Below are 19,931 nucleotides of genomic sequence, written 5' to 3'. Positions count from 1 at the left end.
TGAGGAGTAGCCGATGAATTTTGCAGCGTTGCCGCCGGAGGTCAACTCTGCGCTGATGTATTCCGGCGCCGGATCCGGCCCGATCCGCGCCGCCGCCAGCGCCTGGAAAACCATGGCCGCCGAACTGGAAACCGCAGCCCACTCCTACCGCACCGTCATCGCCGGACTCACCGACGAAACCTGGCAAGGCCCCGCCGCCACCGCCATGGCCGCCGCCGCAGCACCCTACGCCGCCTGGATGAGCACCACCGCCGCCCAAGCCGGACAAGCCGGCACCCAAGCCAGCGCCGCCGCAGCCGCCTACGAAACCGCCTTCGCCATGACCGTGCCCCCCGCCGTCATCGCCGCCAACCGCACCCAACTGGCCACCCTGATCGCCACCAACTTCCTCGGCCAAAACACCGCGGCCATCGCCGCCAACGAAGCCCTCTACGGGCAAATGTGGGCCCAAGACGCCACCGCCATGTACGGCTACGCCGGCACCGCCGCCACCGCCACCCAACTGCCCACCTTCACCGCACCGCACCACACCGCCACGCCCACCCCCACCACCACCTCGGCCATGCAAACCGCCGGCAGCGCCGCCGCCAGCCACGCCCTGACCACCGCCGCCCAAATCGCCGGCTCCACAGCCGAATCCGCCGATGCCATCTCCCCCGGCTTGGCCTTCGATCTGGCCGGCGCGGTTCTGGAGGTGGCCAGCGTCGGCCCGTTCGGCGGAATCGGCCTGGGTGGGGCGTTCGGCGGTCTAGCGATCACCTTGGGCGAGTTGGCCTTTCCCGAAGGCGCGGAAGGTCTGGGAGCGCTGGGCGGCCTGGGTTTGATCGGCCAGGCCACCCCTGCCGTCGGCGCGCTGGGATCCGCGGCCGGCCCGGTCGGTGCGACGTGGGCCAGTGTGGGCAAGGCGGTACCGCTGGGCCCGCTGTCGGTCCCGCAGGCCTGGGCCGCCGCCGCACCGTCGGCGCTGCGCGAAGTCGCCTTGATCTCAGCGCAATCGGGCAGCGCCGCAGCGGCCGCTGCCGGGGCCGAAGCCCCCTACGCCGAGATGGCCCTGTCCAGCATGGCCGGGCGCGCCATGGCCGGCTCGGCGGCACCGGGGCGCGGAGTAGCGGTCGCCAGCCAGCCCAATCCCAGGCCGGCAGCACCGCCCAAGCCCGCCGAGGAACCCGAGGAGCCGGACAAGCCGGCCAAGGCGAAGGCGATCGGCGTCGTCGCCGAACTGCGCGCCCTGGTCGAACTGCGGGACTCGGGAGTTCTGACCCAGGAGACGTTTATTCAGCGGAAGCAACGGCTCCTGGGCGAATGATCTCGACTCCGGGGTGGAAAATGGGGACCGATGTCGGGTAACACGGACCACCGGAGTCCGCGCAAAGCGATCCTCGGGCAACTGCCGCGGATCAATCGGCCCGACGGATCAGCGATCCGGGTGCTGCTGGTCGACGACGAGCCGGCCCTGACCAATCTGGTGACGATGGCCCTGCACTACGAGGGCTGGGTCGTCGACGTCGCGCACAACGGCCGCGACGCCGTCACCAAGTTCCACAGCGGCGAGCCCGATCTGCTGGTTCTCGACATCATGCTGCCCGACGTCGACGGGCTGCAGATTCTGCAGCGGGTCCGCGAATCCGACGCCTACATCCCCACGCTGTTCCTCACCGCCCGCGACTCGGTCACCGACCGGGTCACCGGTCTGACCTCCGGCGCCGACGACTACATGACCAAGCCGTTCAGTCTGGAAGAGTTGGTGGCGCGGCTGCGCGGACTGCTGCGCCGTTCCGCCCAGCTGATGCCACCGGTCGACGAGGTGCTCACCGTCGGCGATCTGACACTCGACGGCGCCAGCCGGCAGGTCAGCCGCGGCGGTGTTCCGGTGTCGCTGTCCACCACCGAGTTCGAGCTGCTGCGGTTTTTGATGCGCAATCCGGGGCGGGCGCTGGCGCGCGCGGAAATCCTGGACCGGGTCTGGAATTACGACTTCGCCGGCCGCACCAGCATCGTCGACCTGTATATCTCCTACCTGCGCAAGAAGATCGACGTCGACCCCCCGATGATCCACACTGTGCGCGGGGTGGGGTACATGCTGAAGCCGCCGCAATGACTGGCTCCTCGCCGTGGTGGCGTCCGCAGGCCCTGCGCCGGCAGTTGGTGCTCGGCGTGTCAGCCGTGGTGACGGTGGCGTTCGTGGCCGTCGGCGTGGTGTCGGTGCTGAGCCTGCGCAGCTACGTCACCGCGACCAGCGACGCCGATCTTTCCGAGTCGCTCAACGCCTTCAGCCACTCCTTTGCCAAGTATCGCCGCGTCGAGAACGTCACCGGTCCCGACGGTATGTCGAACATCGGGCGGGCCATGTTGGGTTTCAACGATCAGACGCCGGGCAACGTGCTGGCGGTGCTGCGTGACGGCAAGGTGATCGGTTCGGCGGTGTTCACCGAGGAGGAGCCCTATCCGGCGCCCGCCGACGTGGTCGCCGCCATCGACGCCCATCACTGGCACAACGGCCCGCCGCAGTCGATGGAGTTGGGCAGTCTGGGTTCCTACCGGGTGGAGACCCGCGTCGCCGACGAAAACGACCTGTTGTTCATCGGCGGGTCGCTGAACCTGGCGAACCGCACCGTCGCCCGTCGAATGGCCTCGGCGGCAGGGCTTTACACGGTGGCGCTGCTGATCACCGCCGGTCTGACGATCACCGTGGTCAGCTACGCGTTGCGCCCACTGCGCCGGGTCGCGGCCACCGCCGCCTCGGTGGCCGCGATGCCGCTCACCGACGGCGACGAACGCATCACCATCCGGGTCGCCGCCACCGATGTCGACCCCGACAACGAGGTCGGTATCGTCGCCGGCGCGCTGAATCGCTTGCTGGACAACGTCGATAGCGCACTGGCGTATCGCAGTGAAGCCGACCGGCGGATGCGGCAGTTCATCACCGATGCCAGCCACGAACTGCGCACGCCGCTGGCCGCCATCCAGGGCTACGCCGAGCTGACCCGTCAGGACAGTTCCACGCTGCCACCGACCACCGAATACGCGCTGGCCCGCATCGAATCCGAGGCGCAGCGGATGGCGTCGCTGGTCGAAGAGCTGCTGCTGCTGTCTCGGCTCAGCGAAGGCCAGGACCTGGACATCGAAGACGTCGACCTGGCCGATTTGGTGCTCGACGCGGTCAACGACGCCGCGGCGGCCGCACCGAGCCACCACTGGGTCAAGAACCTGCCCGAGGCCCCGGTGTGGGTCCGCGGTGACCGCGCGCGGCTGCACCAGGTCGTGACCAACCTGCTGAATAACGCCTGGGTGCACACGCCGCCCGGGGTCACCGTCACGACCGCCATCGCCGAGGACAGCCGCGGGGTGGGTGGGCCGGTCGCGGAGTTGACGGTGGCCAACGATGGCCCGGCGATCGATGCCGCCATGGTGCCGCACCTGTTCGAGCGGTTCGTGCGCGCGGACAAGGCCCGCTCCGGCGAGCTGGGCAGCACCGGGCTGGGGCTGGCGATCGTCGCCTCGATCGTCAGCGCGCACCGCGGCTCGGTGGACGTGGAATCGGCCCACGGGGCCACGGTATTTCGGGTTCGGCTGCCGGTGGTTGAGCGCGCGGAGCGAGGTCGCCCGGCCAGTTGAACCGCGTAGAAGGAGTCTGTCGTGACTGAGAAGGACTACCCCGACTACCCAGCGGGCTTGCACGTCCGTCGAGATACCGGAGAACCGGGGACGGTCGTGGAGCAGCAGAGTGAGATGATCACCGTGGAAAGGGAATCGGGCGGAAAAGTCCCCGCCCCCGATCCACTGGTCTCGCCGCCGGACGGCAAGGTGTTTGCCCGCCTCTCAGCGACAAGCTTTGTCAATTCCGTTCCAGCGCAGCAGTTGTCGCTGAGAGGCGGGCAAACACCACGTGGCCGAGATACCTGGCCTTCCGTCTCCGCGGCCAACCGAAGCGCAGCCGCATTGCCGAAAGACGCAACATCAGTCACCCGTAGCGTGAGGTAGCCCGAAAGTAGTCGGCCAGGGGGGAGATGTGCTACCGGCCGGGCCGGCTTCAGTCCATGGTTCAACTTTAACGCGATTAGGTTGAACGTCCCCGCGAAGGCTAAACCTAAGTTGCGCACCATGGCGCACGTTCAACCAATCGTCCTACTTGGTTGAACTACATACGTGTAGGTTCAACCTGGGCGGGCTTCCCGAGCTGTACGGACAGATGGGCCGGCGGGCCGGTTTGCAGCCTCCGGTCAGGCACTGCGATCGGGGTTTTCGCTGGTGGGTGGAGCCGCCTAGGAGAATCGAACTCCTGACCTATTCATTACGAGTGAATCGCTCTACCGACTGAGCTAAGGCGGCGTGCCCCGACCGAGACCGGGACCAGCCGAGTTTACAGGTCGGCCCGCAGCGCCTGACCGATGGTGGCGACCATAGCGCCGACGGCGAACCGGGGCTTGACGTTGACCGCCAGCGCCTCGCGGCATTCCAGCACCGCCTCGATGCAGCGCAACAGCGCATCCGCCGGCGCATGCGCGGCCATCGCCGCCACGGCATCGGCCATGTCCGGATGGTTGGGCCGGGCAGTGCCAACGCCCGCCGCGGCCAGCAGGGCGTCCCGGAAATAGGTGGCCAGATCGATCAGAGCCCGGTCCAGCGCATCCCGCGATGCCCTGGTCTGGCGCGACTTCTGCCGGCGCTCCAGATCCTTGATCACCCCGGCGGTGCCACGCAGCGTTCCGGCGGTGCCCTTGCCGGTGCCGCCGGCCCCTAGCGCGGTGCGCAGCTCCTCGGTCTCGGCCTCGGCGCGCTCGGCGGTCAGATCACGCGCCTCGGACTCCGCGGCGGCCACCAGCTGGTCGACCGCGGCGAACGCCCGCGACGGGGTGGCCGCATCGCGGGCCAGCGCCAAGGCCCGCTGACGGCGTTGACGGGCCTCGGGGTCGGTGGCCAGCCGCCGGGCCCGGCCCACGTGGCCGCCGCTGACCGCCGCCGCCCAGTCCGCCGTATCGGCGTCGAGCCCGTCGGTGGCGATCAGCACCTGGGCGATCGCCGTCGGTGCCGGTGTCACCAGTGCCACGTGCCGGCACCGCGAGCGCAGGGTGATCGCGATGTCCTCCGGATCGACCGACGGGGCGCACAACAGGAACACCGTCGAGGGCGGCGGCTCCTCGACGACCTTGAGCAAGGCGTTGGCCGCGCCCTCGGTGAGCCGGTCGGCGTCCTCGATCACCACGATCTGCCACCGGCCGGTCCCGGGCCGCCGGGAGGCGACCTGCACGATGGCCCGCATCTCGTCGACGCCGATGGACAGCCCTTCGGGCACCACCCGCCGCACGTCGGCATGCGTCCCGGCCATCGTGGTGGTGCAGGCCCGGCACCGCCCGCAGCCCGGCCCGCCTTCGGCGTCCTCGGCGGTGCACTGCAACGCTGCCGCAAAGCACACCGCCGCAATCGAGCGGCCCGAACCCGGCGGCCCGGTGATCAGCCAAGCGTGCGACATGCCCCCGGCGGTCACCGCACTGTGAGCAGAATCACGACGGGATGACCGTGCGGCGGCCAGCAGCTCGGCCTCCACCGCCTGCTGGCCCACCAATCGTGCGAAAACCCCGGACATCATCGGTCACAGTAGTGGCTGGCCGCGACAATCGAACTCCGGCTTTGTCGTCCCGCCGGATACGGTGTGCTGGTGAGCACCACGACCTTGGGCGGGCGGATCAGCCGATTCGTCCGGTGGGTGGTGCGTACGCCGTGGCCGGTGTTCACCCTGAGCATGCTGCAGGCCGACATCATCGGTGCGCTGTTCGTGTTCGGCTTCCTGCGGTTCGGTCTGCCGGATGAGGACCGGATCAACCTGCAGGACCTGCCCCGCGCCAGCCTGGTGGTCTTCGCCGTCACTCTGCTGTGCCTGTTCGCCGTCGGCTTCACAGTGAGCACCTCGGTGCTGATGCCGGTGTTCCGCTGGCAGCGCCGGGAGGCGCGGCTCACCGGCCCCGACCCCGACGCCGACTCCGCTGACACCGAGCTGGCCCGGTCCCGGGCGCTGCGGATGCCGTTCTACCGGTCGCTGATCAGCATCGGCTACTGGACAGTGGGCGGAGTGGTGTTCGTCATCATCAGCTGGCCGGTAGTGAACGACGTAGTGCCGGTGGTGATCACCGCCACCGCGCTCGGTGCCGCGGCCACCGCCATCATCGGTTATCTGCAATCCGAGCGGGTGCTGCGGCCGGTCGCCGTCGCGGCGCTGCGCGGCGGGGTACCGGAGAACCTGCGGGCACCCGGAGTCCTGCTGCGGCAGCTGCTGACGTGGGTGCTCTCGACCGGGGTGCCGCTGCTGGCGATCGTGGTGTCGGTGCTGGCCGGCAAGACGTCACTGCTCGATGCCTCGCCGGACAAGCTGTTCACCCCGATCCTGCTGATGGCGTTGGCCGCGCTGGTCATCGGGCTGGCCGGCACCGCGCTGGTGTCGATGTCGATCGCCGACCCGCTGCGCCAGCTGCGCTGGGCGCTCGGGGAGGTGCAACGCGGCAACTACAACGCCCACATGCAGATCTACGACGCCAGCGAACTCGGCCTGCTGCAGGCCGGGTTCAACGACATGGTGCGTGATCTCGCCGAGCGGCAGCGGCTGCGCGACCTGTTCGGGCGCTACGTCGGCGAGGACGTGGCCCGGCGTGCGCTGGAGCGCGGCACCGAGCTGGGCGGCCAGGAACGCGACGTCGCGGTGCTCTTCGTCGATCTGGTCGGCTCCACCCAGCTCGCCTCGACACGCCCGCCCAGCGAGGTGGTCAACCTGCTCAACGAGTTCTTCCGGGTGGTGGTCGAGGCCGTCGGGATCCACGGCGGTTTCGTCAACAAGTTCCAGGGCGACGCCGCGCTGGCGATCTTCGGCGCGCCGATCGAGCACCCGGACGCCTGCAGCGCCGCACTGGCGGCGGCCCGGGAACTGCACGATGGCCTGCTGCCGGTACTCGGGTCGGAGGAGTTCGGCATCGGCGTCTCGGCCGGCCGGGCCATCGCCGGGCATATCGGCGCCCGGGCCCGCTTCGAGTACACCGTGATCGGCGACCCGGTCAACGAGGCCGCCCGGCTGACCGAGCTGGCCAAGCTGGAGGAGGGGCACGTGCTGGCGTCGGCGGTCGCGGTCAGCGGCGCGGTCGACGCCGAGGCCCTGTGCTGGGAGGTCGGCGAAATCGTCGAACTGCGGGGCCGCGCCGTGCCCACTCAGCTGGCTCGGCCGTTGAACCTTGCGGTGGCCGAACCGATTCCGGCCTCAAACGACAAGGCCGCAAAAACCTCCGCCGCGGACTGACTCAGCGCCCGGCTGACTTCTTCGCAGCAGCCTTCTTCGCCGGCGCCTTGCGGGCGGTCTTCTTGGCGGCCTTCTTGACCGGCCCCTTGGCCCGCCGGTCGGCGAGCAGCTCGGCGGCACGCTCGTCGGTGATCGACACCACCTCGTCGCCCTTGCGCAGGCTGGCGTTGGTCTCCCCGTCGGTCACATACGGACCGAACCGGCCGTCCTTGATCACCATCGGCTTGCCGGTCGCCGGGTCGGCACCCAGTTCGCGCAGCGGCGGCGCCGAAGCGGCTTGGCGGCCACGGCGTTTCGGCTCGGCGTAGATCTTGAGCGCTTCCTCGAGGGTGATCTCGAAGATCTGTTCCTCGCTGGACAGCGATCGAGAGTCGGTGCCGCGCTTAAGGTATGGGCCGTAGCGGCCGTTCTGCGCGGTGATCTCCTCATTCGAGCCCGGGTCGAGCCCGACCACCCGGGGCAGCGACAACAGCTTCAGCGCGTCCTCGAGCGTCACGGTCTGCAGGTCCATGCTGCGCAACAGCGACCCGGTGCGCGGCTTGGGCCCGGTCGGCTTCTTGCCCTTCTTGGCGGTAGCGCCCGAGTCGTCGTCCGGCGGAGGCGGCAGCACCTCGGTGACGTACGGGCCGTACCGGCCGTCTTTGGCCACAATCTCATGCCCGGTGACCGGGTCAACCCCGAGCGACCGGCCTTCCTGCGGGGTGGCGAAGCGTTCCTCGGCCAGCGCCAGGGTCAGTTCGTCCGGCGGCAGCGAGTCGTCCAGGTTGGCCCGTTGCGGGGTCGGCTCGCCGTCGTCGCCGGTGATCATGCGCTCCAGGTACGGGCCGTTCTTGCCGACCCGGACATACACCGGTCGGCCCTGCTCGTCGTCGAACAGCTTGATCGAGTTGATCTCGCGGGCGTCGATACCTTCCAGGTTGACCCCGACCAGTTTCTTCAGGCCGCCGGCGCGGGCGATCGAGTCGTCCACGCCGTAGTCGCCGCCGAAGTAGAAGTTGTGCAGCCAGTCGATGCGGCGCTGCCGGCCGGCGGCGATCGCGTCGAGCTCGTCTTCCATCGCCGCGGTGAAGTCGTAGTCGACCAGTCGGCGGAAGTGCTGTTCGAGCAGCCCGGTGACGGCGAACGCGACCCAGGACGGGACCAGCGCGCTGCCCTTCTTGTAGACGTAGCCGCGGTCCTGGATGGTCTTGATGATGGACGAGTAGGTCGAGGGCCGCCCGATGCCCAGCTCTTCGAGCGCCTTGACCAGCGAGGCCTCGGTGTAGCGGGCCGGCGGGTTGGTGGAATGCCCGTCGGGGGTCAGCTCGGTGGCGTCCACCCGCTGGCCCTGGCTCAGTTGCGGCAGCCGCCGCTCGGCGTCGTCGGCCTCACCGCCGGCCAGCTCGTCGACGGTCTCGACGTAGGCCTTGAGGAACCCGGCGAAGGTGATGGTGCGCCCGCTGGCGGCGAACGTCACCTGCTGGGAGTCGGACTGCCCGCCGATTCGCAGGCTCAACGTGGTGCCGCGGGCGTCGGCCATCTGGGAGGCGACCGTGCGCTGCCAGATCAGCTCGTAGAGCCGGAACTCGTCGCTCCCCAGCTCGTTGCGAACCGCGTCGGGGGTCGCGAAGGTCTCCCCCGCCGGCCGGATCGCCTCGTGGGCCTCCTGGGCGTTCTTGACCTTGCGGGTGTACTGGCGCGGCGACGGCGAGACGTACTCCTCGCCGTAGAGCTGGCGGGCCTGGGTGCGGGCGGCATCGATCGCGCTGGCCGACAGCGTCGTCGAGTCGGTCCGCATGTAGGTGATGTAGCCGTTCTCGTAGAGCCGCTGGGCGATGCTCATCGTCCGCTCGGCGGAGAACCGCAGCTTGCGGCCGGCTTCCTGCTGCAGTGTCGAGGTCATGAACGGCGCGTAGGGGCGACGGGTGTAGGGCTTGTCCTCCACCGAGGTCACCGTCAGCGATGCACCCCGCAACCCGGCGGCCAGTGCGGTGGCCGCGGCCTCGTCGAGCACGGTGACTTCGGCAGGCTTCTTCAGCGCCCCCAGCGAGTCGAAGTCACGGCCGCTGGCCACCCGCAGCTCGTCGACGGCGACCAGCCGGGCGCTGAAGGTGGGCGGAGACGCCGTCGGGTCGGAGACACTGGCATCGAGTTGGGCGACCACGTCCCAGTAGGCGGCGCTGCGGAACGCCATCCGCTCGCGTTCGCGCTGCACGATGATGCGGGTGGCCACCGATTGGACCCGGCCCGCCGACAGCTTCGGGGCGACCTTCTTCCACAGCACCGGGCTGACTTCATAGCCATAGAGCCGGTCCAGGACGCGCCGGGTTTCCTGGGCGTCGACCAGGTCGATGTCGAGGTCACGGGGGTTCTCGGCGGCGTTGCGGATCGCCGGCTCGGTGATCTCGTGGAACACCATCCGCTTGACCGGGATGCGCGGTTTGAGCGTCTCCAGCAGGTGCCAGGCGATCGCCTCGCCCTCCCGGTCACCATCGGTGGCCAGGTAGAGCTCGTCGACGTCTTTGAGTAGGCCCTTGAGTTCGGTGACGGTGCTCTTCTTGTCCGGACTGACGATGTAGAGCGGTTCGAAGTCGGCGTCGACATTGACGCCCAGGCGCGCCCACGACTCGGTCTTGTACTTCGCCGGCACGTCCGCGGCGTTGCGCGGCAGGTCGCGGATGTGCCCGCGAGACGACTCGACGACGTAGTTACTGCCCAGGTAACCGGCAATTTTGCGTGCCTTGGTGGGCGACTCGACAATGACGAGTCGCCGCACGGGTGAGTCCTTATCGCCGTTGCGGGCACTCACCGTCTTAGAGTCAGCCAACTGCGCTTACGCTCCACTTCTGTCCGCACCACACGTCGCGCCGCCCGGTGGACAACTGACAATCTCGCACTCACGGCCATGCCGACGCAAACCGGCGTACAGCGCTGAATTGTTTCAAAGGCGGCCGAGATGGCCCGGGATCGGCGCCTCGACACGCGGCCACTGAGCCAACGCCTGGGGATCAGCCGGTGATTCCCCGACGTTTTCCACCAGCCGTGCAAGCCGGCGCCGACCGGTGATCCGCAGCGCGGGCCTGCTGCCGCGGGTGCCGATCAAGGTGGGGGCGATCCCGGCGCGCATCATGGCCGAAGCCAGCGGCGCGAAGGTGTCCGGTGCGTGCGGATCCAGGCCGAGCAGGTAGCGGTCGGCTTCTGCGGCGCCCGCCGCCAGCGTCCAGGCCCGCAGTTCGCGCGGGCCCGGCAGCCACTGCGGCGGCACGTTCTTCACCGCTCCGCGGGTCCAGGCATCGGCCAGGACGCGCAACCGCGGATCCACCGCGGTCCGCACCAGCGGGGTGTCCTCCTCGGTGCGGGTGATCTCGGGCGTCAGACCGGCCTCGCTGATCAGCTCGGCCAACGCCACTGCCCGCCACTGGGCGTCAACCACGACCGAAACCCGCGCCCCGCCGCCCGTCACGACGATCTGCCCCGGGCCAGCAAGCAACCCGGTGAGGTCGGCGACGCTGGGCGGCACCGACTCTGCCGAGAAGAAGGAAAGCTGGCTCACGTCAAGAACCGTAAGCCGATCCACCGTCCGGCGGCGTCCGGGTCGGCCGAACCGGTCCGACCCGCCCGAAACGAAACCCCCCGGTTCTGCTCCGTTGGGAGGAGCTGCCCGGGGGGTGTCGCCGAATCCAGTTGCTTAGACGGCGCGGACGCCCGTGGCCTGCGGGCCCTTGGGGCTCTGCCCGACCTCGAACTCCACGCGCTGGTTTTCCTCGAGGGTGCGAAAGCCGGACCCTTGGATCTCCGTGTAGTGGACAAACACGTCCGCTGACCCGTCTTCAGGCGCGATAAAGCCGAAGCCCTTCTCCGCGTTGAACCACTTCACAGTTCCCTGTGGCATTTGTCGATCTTTCCTTACTCTTCTTGCCCGGTGCATTGCACCGTTGTTCGGGGCACCGCCCTTCGCTGCCCCGGGCCTGTTCCGGCCGCCGTACCCTGGCGGTCGATCGGTGCTGCCACCGACCACTACCCTGCGGGTACTGCGGCCGCAACCACAGATCCTGCGAAGGCTTGACACGAACACAGAAGCTACGACCGCCCATCAGTCAACCATGTTCATCGCGTCAGGGACAGACTGCGGTGCCGAAATCGCCGGTCGAAGGTTTGAGGCAGCGGGCGCAATACGGCGGCGGACTTCTATGCAGGCGAGTAAGGACAGGGTCAATGACGGTGAATTTCGGCGGTGAATTGCTGGCCGCTGCCCTCGCCGGCATTGAACCGGGCGAACATCCGCTGCGCCACGTCGCCGACCTGCCGGCATCGGCGGGCCAGCTGGGCGCCTGGCCGCAGTGGGCCCAACCCGAGGTCATCGGCGCGTTCACCGCCCGCGGGATCGACGCGCCGTGGTCACATCAGCTGGCCGCCGCCGAGCTCGCCCACGCCGGGCGCCACGTGGTCATCAGCACCGGCACGGCGTCGGGAAAGTCGCTGGCCTATCAACTTCCGGTACTGCACGCGCTGGCGACCGAACCGCGCGCCCGGGCGCTGTATCTGTCGCCGACGAAGGCGTTGGGCCATGACCAGCTGCGCGCGGCGCACACGCTGACCGCAACGGTGCCGCGGCTGGCTACCGCGGCGACCGCGGTCGCGCCGACCGCCTATGACGGCGACAGCCCCGCCGAGCTGCGCCGCTTCGCCCGGGAACGGTCGCGCTGGGTGTTCTCCAACCCGGACATGATCCATCTGTCGATGCTGCGCAACCATGCCCGCTGGGCGGTGTTTCTGCGCGGGTTGCGCTTCGTGATCGTGGACGAATGCCACTACTACCGGGGCATCTTCGGGTCACACGTGGCGATGGTGCTGCGGCGGCTGCTGCGGTTGTGCGCGCGCTACTCGGGATCTGGGGCGCCGGCGCTGCAGGGCCCGACGGTGATCTTCGCCAGCGCTACCACCGCGGCACCGGGGGCCAGTGCGTCGGCGCTGATCGGGCAGCCGGTCGCCGAGGTCACCGTCGACGGCTCTCCGCGGGGCGCGCGGACGGTGGCCCTGTGGGAGCCTGCCCTGCGCACCGACATCACCGGAGAGAACGGCGCACCGGTGCGCCGAGCCGCCGGGACCGAGGCGGCCCGGGTGATGGCCGACCTGATCGCCGAGGGGGCGCGCACCCTGACCTTCGTGCGGTCCCGCCGCGGCGCCGAGCTCACCGCGCTGGCGGCCCGCACCCGCCTGGAATCGGTCGCCCCGGCGCTGGTCGACAAGGTCGCCTCCTACCGGGCGGGTTATCTGGCCGAGGATCGCCGCGCCCTGGAACGCGCGCTGGCCGACGGCGAGCTGTACGGGCTGGCCACCACCAATGCCCTGGAGCTAGGGGTGGACATCGCCGGGCTGGACGCGGTGGTGATCGCCGGCTTCCCCGGCACCGTGACGTCGTTCTGGCAGCAGGCCGGGCGCTCGGGCCGGCGCGGTCAGACGGCGCTGATCGTGCTGATCGCACGCGACGACCCGCTGGACAGCTACCTGGTGCATCATCCGGCAGCTCTGCTGGACAAACCGATCGAGCAGGTGGTGATCGACCCGGCCAACCCCTACGTGCTGGGGCCGCAGTTGTTGTGCGCGGCGGTAGAGCTGCCGGTGACGGCCGCCGAGGTGGCGCAGCTGGGCGCCGAGCAGGTCGCCGAGGACTTGGTCGACGACGGGCTGCTGCGCCGACGGGCTGAGAAGTACTTCCCGGCGCCCGGGCTCGACCCGCATGCGGCGGTGGACATCCGGGGATCGGCCGGCGGGCAGGTGGTGATTTTGGAAGCCGACACCGGCCGGCTGTTGGGCAGCGTCGACGCCGGCCGCGCGCCGGCCACCGTGCACACCGGCGCGGTGTATCTGCACCAGGGCGAGAGTTACCTGGTCGACTCGCTGGACACCGAGCGCCAGATCGCGTTTGTACACGCCGAGGATCCCGGCTATGCGACGTTCGCGCGGGAGATCACCGACATCGACGTAACCAGTGCCGGCGAGCGGGCCTGGTTCGGGCCGGTGAGCCTGGGCCTGCTGCCGGTCACGGTGACCCGCCAGATCATCGGCTACCTGCGTCGCCTGCCGACCGGCGAGGTGCTCGACTTCATCGAGCTGGACCTGCCCCCGGCGACGCTGCCGACCACCGCGGTGGTCTACACCGTGACCCCCGAAGCGTTGACCGAGTGCGGAATCGCCGAACCGCGGATCCCCGGGGCGCTGCACGCCGCCGAGCACGCGGCGATCGGGCTGCTGCCGCTGGTGGCCAGCTGCGACCGCGGTGACATCGGTGGGCTGTCCACCGCGGTGGGGCCCGGCGCGCTCGGCGGGCTGCCCAGCGTGTTCGTCTACGACGGGCACCCCGGCGGCGCCGGCTTCGCCGAGCGTGGTTTCCGCGCGGCGGCGAGCTGGTTGGCGGCCACGGCGGCGACGATCGAGTCCTGCGAATGCCCGCACGGCTGCCCGTCGTGCGTGCAATCACCCAAGTGCGGAAACGGCAACGAACCCTTGGACAAGGACGGCGCGGTGCGGGTGTTGCGATTGGTGCTCGGTGAGCTGGGCCGCGGCTGCTAGGCGATCGCGAGCGCGGCGGGTCGCCGCATCGGTAACGCCCCGACTGCGGGAGTCGGCCGACCCCCCGAACGGCCGACTCCCCCGAGCCGGTACTCCGCGGACTCGCTGTGGCACAGTGCGCCACACACCAGCCGTCGAAGCAGCAAGACGAACGGTCGAAAAAAGCGGACCATTCCTCAAACCCGGTACAGAGCCGGACGCGGCCGTAAGTTACCGGCTGTACCGGACCAGCGCAACTCGAAACCGCATAGGGTACCCGTAGTCCGTCGGCAAGACGGGAAAACGGCCGCTGTTGGTGCTGGTAGGGCACCGCCGGCCGTAAAATCCGTAGATTATGGCCCACGACTGGTTGCTGGTGGAGACGCTCGGCGAGGAGCCGGCAGTCGTCGCGCAGGGGCGCCAGGTCAAGAATCTGGTGCCGATCGCCCAATTCCTGCGTCGTAGCCCGCATCTGGCGGCGATCCAGACCGCGATTGCCGAATCGGTGCGAACCGGGCAAAGCCTGGCCAGCATCACCCCCCGGCGCGACCGGGTGATCCGCACCGAACCGGTGGTGATGTCCGACGGCCGAGTCCACGGCGTGCACGTCTGGAGCGGTCCGGCCGACCTCGAGCCACCCGAGCGCCCCACCCCGGGCCCGCTGAAATGGGACCTGACCCTGGGGGTCGCCACCGACACCAAGCAATCGCTGGCCAACAGCGGCAAGGACCCCGAAGTGGAGGCCACCCACGGCCGGGCCTTCGCCGAAGAGCTGCCCACCCGGGACTTCAGCCCGAACGAGAACAAGGTGCTGGCGCTGGCGATTCGGGCCGAACCCGGACACACCGTCTGCAGCAGTTGGGATATCACCGATTTCCGCGGCGACACCATCCGGGTGGGCTTTGTGGCGCGCACCGCTTGGGAGACCGACCCCACCGGCGGGCGCGAACACCTGGTCTCGCGTGGCATGAACTGGCGTGGCCAGCTCGACGGCACCGTCCAGCGCCCCGACTTCCTGGCGCAGCAGATCCTGCACGGACTGGCCCAACCCGGTGTGCACCGGGCCATGGTGGACCTGACCGACTGGCGGTTGCTGAAGTGGCTGGACGACCCGTGCCCGTTCTACGACTGGCGCGGCACCGTGGACGCTCCCCGTGCTCACCCCGACGACGTAGCCCTGATGGACCGCATGACAAGCGATTTCACCCAGGGGCCCGCCTCCGGAGTGCTGCGGCTGCGCCAGGCCGGCGGGGGCTGGGCGCCGGTGCATGTGACCGTGAACCGGGTGGAACTCGAAGAGGGCACCTACGCCGGGCTGATCTCGTTGCGGCTGCCTACCGAGCGGGAGCTGGCCGACGCCGGTTTGGATCAGGCCGCCGGCGCATCTTAAATCGGCGCGGCGCATTAGCTCGAGTCGACCGGCCCGGCTCGGGCGGTGGCGCGGGCCGGACCTATCCGCCAGCCGGGTAGGGCCACCGCGACGGTAACCACCAGGTCGAGTCCGTCTACCGCGCAGCCGCTTTCGACGGCGCCCATGCGCGCGGCCAGTCGCTGGGCTTGCGTGCAGGCCGTCGCCGGCCCGGCGGGAATGACGGCCGCACCGGCGACGGCGGCCAGGTCGGCGGCCGCCTGCGCCCGGTGCCGGGCGATGACCACTGCGCCGAGCAGGACGCCGCCGCCGGTGAGGCTCAGCACCACGGCGACCATCGCCGCGGCGGCCACGGTGGCCGCGCCGGCCTCACCGGGACGGCTCGGCGGCCGACACCGCCTCGGCGCCGACGGCAATCCCGGGCAGCAGCGCCGGCCGAACGGTGACCGTCGCGACCACGAACTCGCCGTCGGAGCGCAGCTGAATCGCCGCGCCGGCGGGTGCGATCCGCCGGACCACCGCCGTTGCCGCCGGGGTGTCACCGCGCGCCGCCAGCCGGGCGGCCTCCCGGGCGGCGTCCAGGCAGCGGATCTGGGCGGACACCGCGCTGATCCCCGCCAGGCACAACACCAGCACCGAGACCAGGGCGGCCAGCGCGAACGCCGCCTCCACCGTACTGGCGCCCGCATCGTCGGCACATCGACCACGACCGGCCACCGCCCGTCAGACCTTGGTGTTCAGCGCGCGCCCGATCACCCGGGTCAGCGCTAAGACGATCGAATCGCCGGTGACGACGGTATAGAGGATCGCGCCGAAGGCGGCAGCGGCAATGGTGCCGATCGCGTACTCCACCGTCGACATCCCGGACTCCTCCGTCGCCAGCAACAGCATTCTGAGCTGGATGATTCGAAACATGTCGCGCACCTGCAATACCCGTGTGTTCACGGCACCTCCTTCATTCCGCACCCGGTCTGGGTTGTCGCGGCTCTTCCGCGAAGCATCTGCTGCTCACAACAGGCCCGACCCCAGCACGTCGCCGGCCAGCCCGGCCACCACCGGCACGATGCCCAGGCAGACGAAAGCCGGCAGGAAGCACATCCCGAGCGGCCCGGCGATCAGCACCCCGGCCCGCTCCGCGGCGGCTGTCGCCGCGTGCGCCGCCTCGTCGCGGCAGTGCGCGGCGAGTTCGCCCAGCCCGGTCGCCAACGCCGCGCCGGAGGAGCCCGACCGCCGGGCCAATCGGAGCACCGCGATCGTCGACGGGTCGAGCGCATCGCCCGGCGGCGGCGACCACGCGATCGCCGGATCGGCGCCCAGCGCCAACAGATCCGCACCGCGGCGCAACGCCTCCGCCAGCGGCGACGGCGCCGAGCGGGCGGTGGCGGCCGCCGCGCCCGAAACCGGCATCCCGGCGCTCAGGCAGAGCGCGAACACCTCCAGGCCGGCGGCCAACGCCAGCGCGTCGGTGCCCGGCACCGCCCGGTGGCGCACCCGGCGTTCGGGCCGGGACATCCCGGCCCGGGCGCGCACCGTCAACGGGGCGGCCAGCATGGCCACCGCGAGCAACACCGCGGCGGTAGTCACGGGGCGGCACCCACCGTGATCCGGTCCGACCACAACAACCCGGTGCAGACCAGGCCCACCCCGACCACCGACAGCACCCCGCCAGGGCGGCCGAGCAGAAAGCCGATCGGGCGGGCGCCGATCAGCTGCCCCAGCAGCACCCCGAGCACGGGCAGGTAGCCCAGGATGGTCGCCGAGGCTCGCGCGCCGGCCATCCCGGCATAGGCCCGTGCCGAAAATCGTTGCCGGGCAGTGATATCGCTCTGCGCGGCTTGCATCAAGGTAGCTACCGCCAGTCCGTGTTCGCCGCCGAGTTCCCAGTAGGCCGCAAGCCGTTCCCAGTGCGAGGGCAGCGCCGAGGCCCGCGCCGCCTCCCGCAGGCCGGTCGCGACATCGGCACCCAGCCGGGCCCGGGCGACCACGCCGCGCAGGGCGGCGGCCACCGGGCGGTGGCCGGTTTCGGCGGCCGCAACGTCGAACGCCCGCACCGGATGTGCGCCGATACGCAATTCACTGACCAGAACATCCAGCGCGCTCTCCAGGGCGCGAGCCTCCGCGACGGCACGCCGGCTGCGGCGACGACGGCGCTGACGCAGCGCCACCGTGGCGATCAACACCGCTCCGGCCAGGCAGGTGCTCGTCGGCAGCATGATTGCGGCCAGCACGGCGGCGCCGCCGCCCAGCGGTCCGAGCACTCCCCATCGGCTGACCCGGCGACCGGCACGGCCGAGCGGTTGCAGCCGTCGGAGCGGGGAGGCGCCGAGCAGTGCCGCCGCGGCCAGGGCGAGCGCCGCGACGATCATGCCGGCATCCGGTCACGCAGCAGGGCACGGAATTCGGGGATGTTCTCACTCACTCCCCGCTCGACCTGCCATACCGGTGCGGCGACCACCAGGCCGGAAGCGGTGCGGCGCAGCAACGAGATATCGGTGAGCCGCCGTCGGCCGCTGCGATCGCGCCCGACGTGCAACAGCACTTGGGAGGTTTATCAGAGGTTTAACACGTTCTATTGGTCAATCAGCGTGTTTACCTGCACATTAATCATCGTATACATGTATCCTCTTAGGTATGGTTGGCCAAACATTTTCCAAGTTTGCACGGCGTGGCGCGCCGGCCGATGTGGGATACCGGGGTAAAAATTCACCCCATGGACCTACACGACAATCCACAACTGCTGGTGGAGAAGTTCGTCGAGCAGCATGCTCTCGTGTTGGGCGAAACGCATGGCGATCTGTGTGCGAGGTTGGCGGAGGTTCCGGACCGGTACGTCGATCAGGGGAACGATCCCCGAGGAATCACCGTGTCATGCACGCTGCTGGAGACGTTGCTGTTCTCGAGGTGGCGTCGCCAGACCGAGGACTCGACTTTGAAGGCGATCAAGGGCAACGGGTTTGGGATTGTTCTGGTCGACGGGAAGGGGTCTCGTATCGGGGTGCGCAAACATCCACGCAACTGGGACGGCAGCCTGCTCGAATCGGTGGAGTATGTGCCCGGCGAGCATCAGCTGAGTATCGAGGAGGAATTGGGGTACCCAATCGGCGGCGGGGATGGCATTCCGGAGCCTCCCGGGTATCGGCAATACGTACTGTGGTGGCCAGGCAATCTGGGCTTGGGTGGTGCGGTCTTGGCTGCGGGCATACTCACCGACAAGGTTCAGGTACTCTACGCCAGCACTCCGCTGCCGCCACCGATCATGGAGCAGCGTGCGAAAACGGCACCCACCATGGATCCGTTCACGCAGGCTACCGAGGTTGCAATGCCCGGAAAGCGGCGCCGGGACGAGGACTTCGCGGATGCCGACGGCGTCACCGAGGAGACACTGAACGAAGCGCCGCCGGAATCGTCGTAGCCCTCGTGCACACTGCTGGGTGCATGCGGGGCTCCCACTCGGGTGATGTTGAATCGAGCGCACGATGATCGAGGTTTTTGGTGCACGGGTCCGGCAGGCCCGGCTATTGCGGCGCATGACGGCAACTTCTGTGGTGGGCCTGGTTGGCTGGAGCAATGCCCGCCAGACGAAGATCGAGAAGTCTTCGACGATCATGTTGTCCGTTGATGAGGTTGCGGGGCTGTCGGAGTTGTTCCGCTTTCCTGCACGGTTTTTCAGCTCGGAACCGCAGTCTCGCGTATCGGCGGGTGAGTTGCTTTTCCGGGCGCCAAAGTCGATGACTGTTGGCGAGCAGGACTTCTTGGCGACGTTCGCTTCGCTCGCCGGCGATTTTCTCGGCGACCTGGATGAGCGGTCGAAATTGCCTCATGTGAAGGTCCCGTCGATCTGCGGCAAGGATCATCACCGGCCGAGCGCGGTCCAGGCCGCAGGGTGGCTGCGCGAGGCGATGGGGCTAGAACCTCATGAGCCACTGGATGATTTGATGTATGAAACTGAGCGATTGGGTGCACCGGTGATCGTCCGGCGGCGCACTCCGGGTGAGTGGGAGAGCGAGTTCGCGGCCACACCGGGGAGAGCGCGTGACGAGAAGCACTTGGGTTATTCGAGTTGGGTGGGACGACACCGGGATCGCCCGCTCGTAGTGTTGCGCGAATCCGAGTCGTGGGAACGGACCCGATTCACCGTTGCCCATGAGTTGGGGCATTTGGTGTTGCACAGCCGTGGGCACTGCTCGGTGAACTCGGGCGAGGAGTTGGAGGCCAACCGGTTCGCCACCGAGTTGTTGGCGCCCGTCGCCGCGCTGGCGCCGGAGTTGCCACAGGTGATGTCACTGTTGAACCTCAAACCGCTCAAGGACAAGTGGGGCTTGTCGTTGGGTTCGCTGATCATGCACATGCGTGACTCGGGATTGATCGACGCTGATCGCGCAAAAATGCTTACCACACAACTGTATTCACGGATCAATCCTGAGACTGGGCATACCTGGGGTATGACGGAACCCGGATGGAACGAACGTGACCCCGAGCGGCCCAGGCTGCTGCGCAAGTGGGTGGAACGCTGCTACGGGGATGCCTCGGTGCCGATGCTGGCCGCACGCGAGTCAATGATATTTCCATCGGATCTGCTCGAATGGTTCCTGGCTACGCAACGGCCTTCACCTGCATCTGACAGGCGCCCGATGGCTGCCGTCGGGATGCGCGGTGCTAGCGGATCAGCCCCGGAAGAGCGGCATCAAGTGGTCCGCCTCGACGATTTCCGTCGCGGTAAAACTCCATGAACGGCGCGAGAGGCTGCTGAAC

At 69.1% G+C, this 19,931-nt stretch carries 18 protein-coding genes and 1 tRNA gene; 8 read left to right on the top strand and 11 right to left on the bottom strand.

The window, feature by feature from the left end; all coding sequences use genetic code 11:
* The first annotated feature begins 13 nt into the window (after positions 1-13).
* From A5771_RS24365 to A5771_RS15240, 3 genes are read left to right on the top strand one after another with little or no spacing between them, the layout of a single operon-like run.
* Positions 14-1,306: a PPE family protein, SVP subgroup gene (locus tag A5771_RS24365; RefSeq protein ID WP_064856038.1), complete on the top strand. Its 1,293-nt coding sequence runs from the start codon at positions 14-16 to the stop codon at positions 1,304-1,306.
* Between the two features lie 30 nt (positions 1,307-1,336).
* Positions 1,337-2,098: a response regulator transcription factor gene (locus tag A5771_RS15245; protein WP_064856037.1), complete on the top strand. Its 762-nt coding sequence runs from the start codon at positions 1,337-1,339 to the stop codon at positions 2,096-2,098.
* A complete protein-coding gene (locus A5771_RS15240) occupies positions 2,095-3,615 on the top strand; it encodes a sensor histidine kinase (RefSeq protein ID WP_064856036.1) in 1,521 nt (506 codons plus the stop codon). Before A5771_RS15245 ends, A5771_RS15240 begins: the two co-directional genes overlap by 4 nt.
* 638 nt (positions 3,616-4,253) lie before the next feature.
* Here the strand turns inward: A5771_RS15240 and A5771_RS15235 are convergent.
* Together A5771_RS15235 and A5771_RS15230 are read right to left on the bottom strand one after the other, a co-directional pair.
* Positions 4,254-4,329: transfer RNA gene (locus A5771_RS15235), tRNA-Thr, on the bottom strand.
* Positions 4,330-4,360: 31 nt separating this feature from the next.
* Positions 4,361-5,584: a DNA polymerase III subunit delta' gene (locus A5771_RS15230; RefSeq protein WP_109401168.1), complete on the bottom strand. Its 1,224-nt coding sequence runs from the start codon at positions 5,582-5,584 to the stop codon at positions 4,361-4,363.
* A 30-nt stretch (positions 5,585-5,614) separates the two neighbouring features.
* Here A5771_RS15230 and A5771_RS15225 point away from each other — a divergent pair, with 30 nt between their 5' ends.
* The gene (locus A5771_RS15225; RefSeq protein ID WP_109401155.1) at positions 5,615-7,279 is read left to right on the top strand and encodes an adenylate/guanylate cyclase domain-containing protein; all 1,665 of its coding nucleotides are present in this window, start codon (positions 5,615-5,617) and stop codon (positions 7,277-7,279) included.
* Position 7,280: 1 nt separating this feature from the next.
* Here A5771_RS15225 and topA read toward each other — a convergent pair whose 3' ends face one another.
* The 3 genes from topA to A5771_RS15210 all read right to left on the bottom strand — a co-directional run bounded on the left by topA (position 7,281) and on the right by A5771_RS15210 (position 11,150).
* Positions 7,281-10,034 carry a type I DNA topoisomerase gene (gene topA, locus A5771_RS15220; protein WP_234783063.1) on the bottom strand — a complete coding sequence of 918 codons (2,754 nt, stop codon included), beginning with the start codon at positions 10,032-10,034 and terminating at the stop codon, positions 7,281-7,283.
* Between the two features lie 165 nt (positions 10,035-10,199).
* Positions 10,200-10,811, bottom strand: a complete 612-nt coding sequence (locus tag A5771_RS15215; RefSeq protein WP_064856033.1) for a hypothetical protein — start codon at positions 10,809-10,811, stop codon at positions 10,200-10,202.
* Between the two features lie 135 nt (positions 10,812-10,946).
* Positions 10,947-11,150 carry a cold-shock protein gene (locus tag A5771_RS15210; protein ID WP_005138711.1) on the bottom strand — a complete coding sequence of 68 codons (204 nt, stop codon included), beginning with the start codon at positions 11,148-11,150 and terminating at the stop codon, positions 10,947-10,949.
* Positions 11,151-11,473: 323 nt separating this feature from the next.
* On the opposite strand from A5771_RS15210, the gene A5771_RS15205 reads away from it, so the two are divergent.
* Complete coding sequence (locus tag A5771_RS15205; RefSeq protein WP_064856032.1) at positions 11,474-13,831, top strand: DEAD/DEAH box helicase; 2,358 nt, start codon at positions 11,474-11,476, stop codon at positions 13,829-13,831.
* 334 nt (positions 13,832-14,165) lie between these two features.
* Positions 14,166-15,200 (top strand): PAS domain-containing protein, encoded by a 1,035-nt coding sequence (locus A5771_RS15200; RefSeq protein ID WP_064856031.1) that lies wholly within the window; start codon positions 14,166-14,168, stop codon positions 15,198-15,200.
* A 14-nt stretch (positions 15,201-15,214) separates the two neighbouring features.
* On the opposite strand, the gene A5771_RS22735 is transcribed toward A5771_RS15200, so the two are convergent.
* The 6 genes from A5771_RS22735 to A5771_RS22725 all read right to left on the bottom strand — a co-directional run bounded on the left by A5771_RS22735 (position 15,215) and on the right by A5771_RS22725 (position 17,718).
* Entirely contained in the window at positions 15,215-15,532 is a 318-nt protein-coding gene (locus A5771_RS22735) for an Rv3654c family TadE-like protein (RefSeq protein WP_109401154.1), read from the bottom strand.
* 16 nt (positions 15,533-15,548) lie between these two features.
* Positions 15,549-15,851: a TadE family type IV pilus minor pilin gene (locus A5771_RS22730; RefSeq protein ID WP_064856030.1), complete on the bottom strand. Its 303-nt coding sequence runs from the start codon at positions 15,849-15,851 to the stop codon at positions 15,549-15,551.
* 51 nt (positions 15,852-15,902) lie between these two features.
* Positions 15,903-16,109, bottom strand: coding sequence for a DUF4244 domain-containing protein (locus tag A5771_RS15185; protein WP_109401167.1), 207 nt, complete (start codon positions 16,107-16,109; stop codon positions 15,903-15,905).
* A 78-nt stretch (positions 16,110-16,187) separates the two neighbouring features.
* Positions 16,188-16,763: a type II secretion system F family protein gene (locus tag A5771_RS15180; RefSeq protein ID WP_064856029.1), complete on the bottom strand. Its 576-nt coding sequence runs from the start codon at positions 16,761-16,763 to the stop codon at positions 16,188-16,190.
* Positions 16,760-17,545: a type II secretion system F family protein gene (locus tag A5771_RS15175; RefSeq protein WP_064856028.1), complete on the bottom strand. Its 786-nt coding sequence runs from the start codon at positions 17,543-17,545 to the stop codon at positions 16,760-16,762. Before A5771_RS15175 ends, A5771_RS15180 begins: the two co-directional genes overlap by 4 nt.
* Entirely contained in the window at positions 17,542-17,718 is a 177-nt protein-coding gene (locus A5771_RS22725; protein WP_207545457.1) for a hypothetical protein, read from the bottom strand. Before A5771_RS22725 ends, A5771_RS15175 begins: the two co-directional genes overlap by 4 nt.
* A gap of 96 nt (positions 17,719-17,814) precedes the next feature.
* On the opposite strand from A5771_RS22725, the gene A5771_RS15170 reads away from it, so the two are divergent.
* A complete protein-coding gene (locus tag A5771_RS15170; protein ID WP_131808918.1) occupies positions 17,815-18,591 on the top strand; it encodes a hypothetical protein in 777 nt (258 codons plus the stop codon).
* A gap of 64 nt (positions 18,592-18,655) precedes the next feature.
* Positions 18,656-19,909: an ImmA/IrrE family metallo-endopeptidase gene (locus A5771_RS15165; RefSeq protein WP_052741218.1), complete on the top strand. Its 1,254-nt coding sequence runs from the start codon at positions 18,656-18,658 to the stop codon at positions 19,907-19,909.
* Positions 19,910-19,931: the final 22 nt, after the last annotated feature.

This window comes from Mycolicibacter sinensis, assembly GCF_001667375.1.
Classification (GTDB): Bacteria; Actinomycetota; Actinomycetes; order Mycobacteriales; family Mycobacteriaceae; genus Mycobacterium; species Mycobacterium sinense_A.
This window is presented reverse-complemented; position numbering and strand designations above follow the sequence as displayed.